Origin of the sequence: Methylacidimicrobium cyclopophantes, from assembly GCF_902143385.2 — a bacterium.
Lineage (GTDB): Bacteria > Verrucomicrobiota > Verrucomicrobiia > Methylacidiphilales > Methylacidiphilaceae > Methylacidimicrobium > Methylacidimicrobium cyclopophantes.
In genome coordinates this window covers 1-8,866 of sequence record NZ_CABFUZ020000084.1, presented here as the reverse complement: position 1 = coordinate 8,866, position 8,866 = coordinate 1, and the positions used below count along the sequence as shown (strand labels likewise).

The following is an 8,866-nucleotide window of genomic DNA, read 5'->3' as shown; positions in this document are numbered from 1 at the left end:
GAGCGGCCCGCCGGTCCGCGACGACGATTCGAAAGAAGGGCCGATTTTTTCTCCCTTCCCTCCGTAAACGCACTACCACTGCCATAGTTGCTCTTCTCCTTTGCTCTTCATCCACGCAGGGTTCGAGGAATGCCCAGCTTCGGCCATCCCTTTCCCGTCCCGCCCTTGGAAATCCGGCGGATCATCTTCCGCATCGAGTCGAACTTGCGCAAGAGATCATTGACGTCGGTGACCTGCGTCCCACTGCCTCGGGCGATCCTCAGACGACGACGCCCGTTGAGGATCATCGGTCGGCTCCGTTCCTCCGGGGTCATGGAAAGGATGATCGCCTCGATCTGCTTGATCTTCTTCTCATCCACTTTGACCGCTTCCTTGCCGGGAAAGCCGGGAAGGAGCGCGAGAAAGTTCTCGAGCGGCCCCAGCCGCTTCATGAACCGAAGCTGCGCGAGAAAGTCCTGAAGCCCGAATTCATTGCTCTTGAGCCGCTTGGCCATCTCTTCCATCGATTGCGCGTCGAGCTCCGCTTGCGCGCGGTCGACGAGCTCCACGATGTCCCCCATTCCCAAGAGTCTTCCGACGAACCGCTCGGGAACGAAGGGCTGCAAGGCGTCTGGCTTCTCCCCTATCCCCAGGAATTTGATCGGGATGCCCGTTACTTGCTGGATCGAAAGGGCGGCACCCCCGCGAGCATCTCCGTCGGTCCGGGAGAGGACCAAGCCGGTGAGCGGCACCTTGGCCGCAAAGGCTTCCGCCACCTTCACCGCCACCTGGCCGGTGGCTGCATCGACGACGAGAAGCGATTCCCCCGGCTCCCAAAGCGCGGCCACTCCCGCCAGCTCTTCCAAGAGCTCCGCATCGACGTCCAGCCGGCCGGCGGCGTCGAAAATCAGCACATCCCTTCTCTCCTTCTCACCGCGAGCCCTTCCTTCCCGGACGACCGTTTCGATCGAGCTTCCATCCGGCCAGGCGTAGACGGGGACTTGGACCTGCTCTCCAAGCCGCTGGAGCTGCTCGCGGGCGGCGGGGCGCGTCAAATCGCCGGCGACGAGGGCCACATCTTGGCGCTGCTTTCGGAACCAGAGGGCGAGCTTCGCCGCGGTCGTCGTCTTCCCCGATCCGTTGAGCCCACAGAGAAGAAGCCGCAGAGGCCGCTCCGGCCGGATCTCCCTCTCTCCTTCTTCCAGAAGGCGCACCAGCTCCTCGTGGAAGATCTTGACGAATTGATCGCCCGGCCGGATGCCCGCCAGCGCCTCTTTCCCGAGAGCCTTCTTCTGAATCTCTTCGCAGAGCCGCTTTGCCACCGGGTAGTGGACGTCGGCCGCAAGGAGGGCCAGGCGGATCTCTCGAAGCGCATCGGCGATGTTGGCTTCCGAAAGCTTCCCGTAACCGCGAAGGTTCCGGAAAACTGTTTCGAGCTTTTGCTGGAGGAATTCAAGCATAGCGATCGACCCCGCGGAAGGCCCGCCTCATTTCGACCGAAGCTCCAGGTCCTCGCAGAACCCAGGCAGCTCGGCCTTCGGCGGCACCACGCTCACGAAGGGATCTTCCAAGGAATAGTAGCCGCTATTCCCTACCTGAACATAGTCCCAATCGATCACATACGAAGTCTTGCTCGCCGCCAGCCTCCGCATGAGCTGGCTACGCGCGTAGGCGCGTGTGTTCCTGGGCGCTTCGCTCTCCGGGTCTCCTTCCCTCCGGCGGGGAAGGCCGAGATCCTCGAGCGAAGTGTGGGGCACCAGGCTCGCCAAGCTCCGCTTTTCGTCGAGATTGTGGTATTCGAGATCGAGGCTTTCCATCCAAGGGTCATCCCAGCGCACCCCTTCCCGGCTCCGGAAGAGCTCCAGCAAGTGGCGCTTGGTGATCCAATCGACTTTCCCCACCAGAGCCTCGCTCTCCTCCCGCAACCCGCGCAATACCTCTTCCCAAGCCAGGCAGGTCCAAAGGGTGTCCGGATCCTCTTCCAACTCCAAACGGCCGGTCGCCTGCAGGAAGTGCTCCAGAAGCTCCACTGCGGTCCACCTTCTTCCGTCGGCGAGCTCGATCAGCCACGGGCCGTCCGGACAGTGGGAAATCTGGTGCATGGTTCGCACAGGGTCGGCCAGCGCGATATGCGGCATTCGATCGGCCTCCAAAAGATCGAGCACGAGGGAGGTGCTGCCCACCTTGAGGGCTTGGGAAAACGGGAGCATGTTCGAGTCCCCGAGAAGGAGATGGAAGCGCCGAAAGCGACAAGGATCTCCCAAGGGCTCGTCCCGCGCGTTGATCAGCGCCCGATTAAACTGGACCCATTCGTAGATCTCGGTCTGGATGTAATCGGCGCGCTGCATCACTTGAAAGGGGAGGGCGCGCGTCCGGGCACCCCGATCGACCCCCCGCGGCACCAAAACCGTTCCCACCCGGCCGGCTCCGACCATGAGCCCGCGGACCGCCAGGAACGCGAGGAGCGCATCGACGTTCGCCTGGGTCAGGGGGGCGTCTCGCTGGAGAAGATAATTTTCATGGCAGCCAAAAGTAGCGCCGGTGTAGTGATCGATGTTGTTCTTGATGAAGGAAGCTTCTCCGGCGAGCCCCAAGTCGATCAAGGCCGACTGAAGGAGGGTCTCGCCCGCCCGATCGGAGGCGAGCAGATCTCCCAGCAAAAGACATTCGGCGGTGCAATATTCGATATGCCCCATGTCGACGTAGAGCCGTCCTCCGTTGAAAAGGAAGCCTCCGTTCCCCGCCGGCTCGTCGTAATCCCGGTCGTGGACATCGATGAGGCCGATGCTCTCCCGAAAAAAGAGATGGTCACGCACGCGCTCCGGCACGGGAGCGCTCTCCGTCGTTCGCTTCGAAAGGCAACCGTACTCCGTTTCCAGCCCCGCGATCCGCCGCATCTCCTACTCCTTTTCCCCGCTCCATCCGAGCTGCTCCGCCTCCGGGACGAGAAAGGCGGGTCCGCCTCCGGCGGACGCCTCCCGGGAGAGGACTCCTACTTCAAATCGATCGCTCCGCGCGGACTCGTTCCACTCCTTCGAGGGGAGGAACTCCGCCCACGGAACGCGCTTCTCCCCTTCCTCCTGGGAGGCCCACGCAAGCGCTCGCAATGCGTGCTGGGCTAGTTCTTTCCAGATCTTCCCGGAAGGAGGCGGCACCTTTTGGCTCTCTTCCCGCCAGAGAGCAGCCAGGTCTTTTCGGGCTCCAATCAGGGCCCCCCGGACCATCTGCTCCGGCTCCACTCCCGCGTAGCCGCCGTCGTATTCGAGAATCCATCCCTCGTCTGCGGAGGGCGACTCCCTCAGCTCCACGAGGATTCCCCGAAAGAGCAGCGGCGCGGCGAAGATCTGCTCAAAAGCGCTTTTCAGGGCCCCCGCCAACCCGTAGCTTACGATTCTTCGCGCACTTACATCGGCGCGAGAACGGGAAAATCCCTCGACATGGGCCGCCTCGATCGCAGTCTGCCGGATCTTTTCCAAGTCGGCGGGATGGCCCACCGCTCCTAAGGCTAAATGGTCATAGATCTCGAAGATCTTCGGAGTAGACGCCTTGCCTGCGAGCAAAAGGATGCCCGGCTCTCCGCTAACGGCAATTACGGGGGCGGCACCTCGAAGCTGATCCTCGATGTACTCGCGCCGATTTTGAACCGCCTCCAACCATCGATAAGGTTCCTCGATCACGGTCGACCTCTTCCTCGCACCCTCTCTTCCCTCTCGCCGAATCGTTTCGCTCTTCGAAAAGCCCCTGCCGTCTGGCAAAGGGAAGTCGCAAGCCTACCAGCCCCTTGGCCGGTTTCAATGCAAATGCGCGTTCGTCGCGTTTCACCGGTGCCCTCCTGCCCTCCGCTTCCTCCGAGTGTCTCGGTCTCCCTTCCGCGAGCGCCTTTGCATCGGGCGATGGGAGGATCCGAGAGAGCCGAATCGCCATGGTAAGCGGCCGCCGCCGGCTTCGCGCTCTCTTCGGCGGACGTTCTCAACCGGTCGTCCTCGGGAGACCCTTAAACCGACGCCGGCAGCAAGAGGCTCAGCCGCTCCTCGGGGATCGATTTCACCCCAGATTTCCGAACCAACTTGACCTGAGGGTAGATCCGCGTCCGCCGATCGATGCCTCCCGTCGCGGTGTCGGATTCCGCCGCCACATCCAAAAGCTGTAAGGCCAGAATGATCGCCTCCTCTTCCGTGCGTCGAGCCGGCGGCGATTCGCTCCACCGATTGAGATATTGAAGCACGCTTCGGGCCGCGGGCGATCCCGAGCCCGAAACCGCGAAGTCGACGGCCTCGAATTGCGCGCCCAAGGCATCGTAGAAAAAGATCTTCGGACTTCCCTTCCCCTGGGGATCAACCAGCGCGAGGACCGGGACCACGACTCCCACTCCTTGGAGGGTCAAGGCGAGGTTTTCTTTGAGGAGCTTTCCCACCATCCGGACCTTGGCATCGGTCGATAGCGGCTGGAGTTGGCTCCGCCGGTAATACTCGAAGGAGTGCTGGAGAACTCGCGCGATCTCGTAGGCGGTCGCCGGCGTACCGGCGATCGCCATGACCGTAAACCGATCGATCTCGATCACCTTGTCGGCCCGATCATGAATGACCGTATGCCCCATGGTCGCCCGCCGATCTCCGGCCACGATCACCCCGTCCCGATAGTGAAAACTGAGAACGGTCGTCGATTCCGGGATGGAGAGAGACGCACTCCCCGTCTGCGCCAGCCTTCCTTCCGGAAAGAGAAGATTTCTCGACCGGAGCACGGCGACGAAATCGCCCGTCTGCGCTCCGGCGGAGACACCTAGGATCTCCACCTGTCTACTCCCCGGTCCGCTGACGATAGCGCTTCGCCTGATCGGGATCGACCTTGCGCATCCGCTTGAGGATTTCCTCGGTGTTCGGCCGATCCACTCTCGGCGCTCTCGGGCCTGGACCCTCTCCCCCCGGCCCCGGGCCGGGAACCACCGGGTGATTCTTCTGCACTTGCTCTGGCATCAACATAGCCCTCCTGGGTTTCATGAAAATCTAACCGCTAATCGGTTCCAGCTTCAACTCCTCGATCATGTAGGAAACGATCTGCGCCCGATCGATCACTTCGCAGTAGCGCTCCAAATCGACCCCTGGGAAGGCCGAAGAGAGCTCCAGCCGGTAGGTTTGCCCCTTCCAGCGGAAGGCGATGTAGTCCCACTGAACGTTGACCAGATCGCGGGCAAACTTCTGGATGCACTTGCCCCGGACATAGGCGCGGGATGCGTTGGGGGGCTGCTGGATCGCCCGATAGATGTCCTCTTCCCGGGAGATCCGGGCGATTTCGCCCGCCGATTCCAAGGCGTAATAGAGACCCTGTGCCCGATCGACCAAATGGTACTCCAAATCGACGCTCTGGAGCCAAGGATCGTCCCAGGAAAGCTTCTGCTCCTCGCGAAAGGTTTCCAATAGAGAGCGCTTGGCGACCCAATCGAGCCGGTCGCGCAGGGAATCGGGATTGGTCTGGAGCAACTCCACGGTCTCCTTCCAACTCTTCCAGACAGCCCGCTTTTCGGGATGATCGAGATCGACATAGCGACCGACCCAATCGGCATAATCGTTCTGGAGTTGGGCGGCGGTCGTCGACCCCGAGTGGGCGAGCTCGATCTCCCAGCGGTTGGTTCGGTCCCGGGAAATGCTCCGGTGGGCGTAGAGAGGATCCGCCAGGAAGAAGCGCCGCGGCACCCGGTCGTACTGGAGGGCCTCGAGCACCAAGGCCGTGGTACCGATCTTCAACCAAGTGGCATACTCCGAAAGGTTGGAATCGCCCACGATGACATGGAAACGACGGTAGAGCTTTGGGTTCGCGTGAGGCTCATCCCGCGTATTGATCAGCGGGCGCCGATTCATCGTGTCGATCCCCACGAGCTCGGTGAAGAAGTCGGCGCGCTGGGAAATTTGAAAGCCTCCGACCATTCCCTGGTCTTCCTTCTCCCAACCGAGCTTCCCCGCCCCTCCAAAGATCTGTCGCGTGACGAGGAACCCCATCATCCCTTCGACCAGTCGATCCCAGGGGATCATCCGCGGGATGAGATAGTTTTCATGGCAGCCGTAGCTGTGGCCCGCGAAATCGGTGTTGTTCTTATAGAGGCAGACCGTATGATTCCGCTTCCGGCTCGCCGCCCGCGCGCACTCTTCCAGAATCCGCTCGCCCGCCTTATCCTGAGCCACCAGCTCCAAGAGGGTGGAGCACTCCGGGGTCGAATATTCGGGATGGGTGTGATCGTTGTAAAAACGGGCGCCGTTGCGCAGCACGAAGTCGCTCTTGATCTCTTCGAAGCTGTAGGGCCTCTGCCGATCCTGAGAGAAGAAGTTCGCCTCGTCGCCGTCCTGGCGCAGCTCCTTCGCCCGGAAGCCTCGAGCATCGCGGTGCGGATCTTCCCGGGTGTAATCCCAGAGATTGGGGCTACCCAACTGGGCGGCGGCGCGAACCAGATGGATCGACTCTTCGACTACATCGATCTCCGCATTCTCCCGAACTGCAATCCCGAATTCGGTCTCCAATCCAAAATAGATCGGCCATGCTGGAATTGGTCTCTGCTTGTCCATGGCGCCGCGCTCTCCTCCGGTATCCTGTTCCCGAATGCTCAAACGACCTGACGCACCGTGCTCTCCTCCCGCCGCACCACCGGCGCCAGCCGAACCACATTCTGCGGATCGTAATCCACGAGCTTCAGCCAGTCCTCCGTGATGTCCGACGGGGGGAAGATGTCATTCTCAAGATACTCGATATCGAGCGCTGTCAAAAGGTCCTCCAACCGCAAACCGTGATCGGAGGGATCGGAAATCGCCCTTTTGATCGCCAACTCCTTGGCGCGCTCGACGATCGAGGCGATGATCGCTCCGCTGATGAGATCACCCCGATAGAGATATTCTTTTCTCCCGCTCCGGAATGTGACTTCCAGAAACCGGTTCTGCTCCGTCCGAGCAAACTGGACGTCCAAGACCCCTTGGATCAAAAGGTCGATCGCCTTTCCCCGGTCCTGGCCCGTTTGCTCCAGGAGGTCGGGAGCGTAGGGAAGATCCTGCTCCAGATAGATTCGGTAGATTTCGGCGGACCCTGCGCGATCTGGGCGATTGACCTTGATCTTCCGGTCGATCCGGCCCGGCCGCAAAATCGCGGGATCGATCAAGTCCGCCCGGTTGGAGGCGAGGATGATCACCACCTCGCGCATCGATTCGATGCCATCCATCTCCGCGCAGAACATGGGAACGAGGGTGTTCAGGATGCTGTTGAACCGTCCCGCCCGGCGTGTGCCCAAAATCGACTCCGCCTCGTCGATGAAGATGAAGGGGAGGAACCCTTCGTGCGCCAGCTCCCTGGCCTGCTCGAAGAGGTCGCGCACCTGTCTTTCGGATTCTCCGACCCACATGTTGAGAATCTCCGGCCCCTTCACGTGGAGGAAGAACTCCTTGCGCTCCTCGCCGGTCTCCTCCCGAAGCTTGCGCGTCAGGTTGTACGCAGTGGCTTTTCCCAAGAGCGTCTTCCCGCATCCGGGAGGACCATGGAGCAAAAACCCTTTGGGAACGTGGTGGTGGTACTTGGCGAAGAGGTCCGCGTAGAGGAACGGCAGCTCCACCGCGTCCCGGATCGCGCCGACCGCTTCCTTCTGGCCGCCCACCTTCTCCCACGGAAGCTCTGGCACCCGATCGAGCAGCCGATGCTTGGTCTTGGAGGTCGCCACCACCTCCAAGGCAACCCGCGAGAACCCGTCCACCCGGATTTCGAGCCCGGCTTTGATCCGCTCCTTGGCCAAGGGGGTGGACCGAATCACCACGAAGCTTCCTCCCACCCCTTCGTGCCCCACCCGAAGACGGTTGTCGGGCAACACGTCGAGAACCTTGACCACGGGCCCGGAAAAGTCGAAGCCGAGATCGCCGACGACGGCAAAGGCCTCGTTGAGGAGCACCCTCGTTCCGACCAGAAGAGTCTCGTGCCCCAGCCGAGGGTCGATGCTGCAATAGAACTCGGTCCCGCCTTGGACCACCAGCGCGATCTCTTTCTTCGGAAGGGCGAGAAGGGTGCCGACCCGATTCGCGGGCGCGGAGAGCTTCTCTACCGCCTCGTTGAGCTTTTCCAACGCCTGGCGAGCCTGCTCGTTGGTCTCCTCCAGCTCGGCGACCCGGCGCCGAAGATAAAAGAAGGCCTGCCGCGAGACCGAATCAAAGGAAAGGGATTGTCCGATCAGATCCACGACCTGCAAGGCGGAAGCCGACTCTAAGTTTTCGAAAGACATAGGCATGTCCCCTCCGAGCCCCTTTTCTTTTCTCGCCATGCTTCCAACAATAGGCGCATGTGCTCTTCTTCGCAAATCGACCTCCTACGGGAGGCCGCCACTCTCCTGAAGCAAGTTCCGCACCAACTCGATCGGCTCCGCCGCCTCCAGCACCGGACGGCCGACCACGATGTGGGTCGCCCCTAAAGCAAAAGCTTCCCTCGGAGAAACGGTGCGTCGCTGGTCGTCTCCCTCCCGCGACGCAAGCCGGATCCCCGGGGTCACCACCGCTTCCGGGAGAATCCCGGCCTCTCGCAACGCAACCAACTCGCGCGCGGAGCAGACGATGCCGGGAATTCCGCAATCCCGGGCCAGGGCCGCAAGGGAGCAGACCCGTTCGGAAAGGCCTCCCTTCACGCCGATCTCCGAGAGATCCTCTTCCTCCAAGCTCGTCAGCACCGTCACCGCGAGGATCCGGGTCTTGCTGCCCGCGGCCGCGGCGGCGGCTGCCCTCAGCATTCTTCTTCCCCCAAGGGCGTGGACGGTGAGAAATCCGACCTCCATTCCCACGCAAGCTTGGACCGCTCGCTCGACGGTCGCAGGAATATCGTGAAACTTCAGATCCAGAAAGACCCGCGCGCCCAGCGCGTGGAGCCGCTCTACGAC

Annotated in this window: 8 protein-coding genes; all 8 read right to left on the bottom strand. The window is 61.7% G+C overall.

Translation table 11 applies throughout. From position 1 onward, the window contains the following. Positions 1-107: 107 nt before the first annotated feature. Positions 108-1,439 (bottom strand): signal recognition particle protein, encoded by a 1,332-nt coding sequence (ffh, locus tag FN369_RS02415; RefSeq protein WP_142524619.1) that lies wholly within the window; start codon positions 1,437-1,439, stop codon positions 108-110. Positions 1,440-1,466: 27 nt separating this feature from the next. Then, complete coding sequence (locus tag FN369_RS02410) at positions 1,467-2,876, bottom strand: proteasome accessory factor PafA2 family protein (RefSeq protein ID WP_142524618.1); 1,410 nt, start codon at positions 2,874-2,876, stop codon at positions 1,467-1,469. Between the two features lie 3 nt (positions 2,877-2,879). Next, entirely contained in the window at positions 2,880-3,656 is a 777-nt protein-coding gene (locus tag FN369_RS02405) for a proteasome subunit alpha (protein ID WP_142524617.1), read from the bottom strand. Positions 3,657-3,973: 317 nt separating this feature from the next. Next, positions 3,974-4,771, bottom strand: a complete 798-nt coding sequence (locus FN369_RS02400; protein ID WP_142524616.1) for a proteasome subunit alpha — start codon at positions 4,769-4,771, stop codon at positions 3,974-3,976. 4 nt (positions 4,772-4,775) lie between these two features. Then, a complete protein-coding gene (locus FN369_RS02395; protein ID WP_142524620.1) occupies positions 4,776-4,958 on the bottom strand; it encodes a ubiquitin-like protein UBact in 183 nt (60 codons plus the stop codon). Positions 4,959-4,982: 24 nt separating this feature from the next. Then, entirely contained in the window at positions 4,983-6,533 is a 1,551-nt protein-coding gene (locus FN369_RS02390; protein ID WP_142524615.1) for a proteasome accessory factor PafA2 family protein, read from the bottom strand. A gap of 38 nt (positions 6,534-6,571) precedes the next feature. After that, complete coding sequence (locus FN369_RS02385) at positions 6,572-8,260, bottom strand: AAA family ATPase (RefSeq protein ID WP_142524614.1); 1,689 nt, start codon at positions 8,258-8,260, stop codon at positions 6,572-6,574. A gap of 45 nt (positions 8,261-8,305) precedes the next feature. Beyond that, on the bottom strand, positions 8,306-8,866 hold a 561-nt coding region (pyrF, locus tag FN369_RS02380; protein WP_142524613.1), incomplete at its 5' end, for an orotidine-5'-phosphate decarboxylase.

Coding starts and splice junctions, on each gene's coding strand:
- ffh (WP_142524619.1), bottom strand. CDS start 1,439: ATGCTTGAATTCCTCCAGCAAAAGCTCGAAACAGTTTTCCGGAACCTT.
- FN369_RS02410 (WP_142524618.1), bottom strand. CDS start 2,876: ATGCGGCGGATCGCGGGGCTGGAAACGGAGTACGGTTGCCTTTCGAAG.
- FN369_RS02395 (WP_142524620.1), bottom strand. CDS start 4,958: ATGTTGATGCCAGAGCAAGTGCAGAAGAATCACCCGGTGGTTCCCGGC.
- FN369_RS02390 (WP_142524615.1), bottom strand. CDS start 6,533: ATGGACAAGCAGAGACCAATTCCAGCATGGCCGATCTATTTTGGATTG.
- FN369_RS02385 (WP_142524614.1), bottom strand. CDS start 8,260: ATGGCGAGAAAAGAAAAGGGGCTCGGAGGGGACATGCCTATGTCTTTC.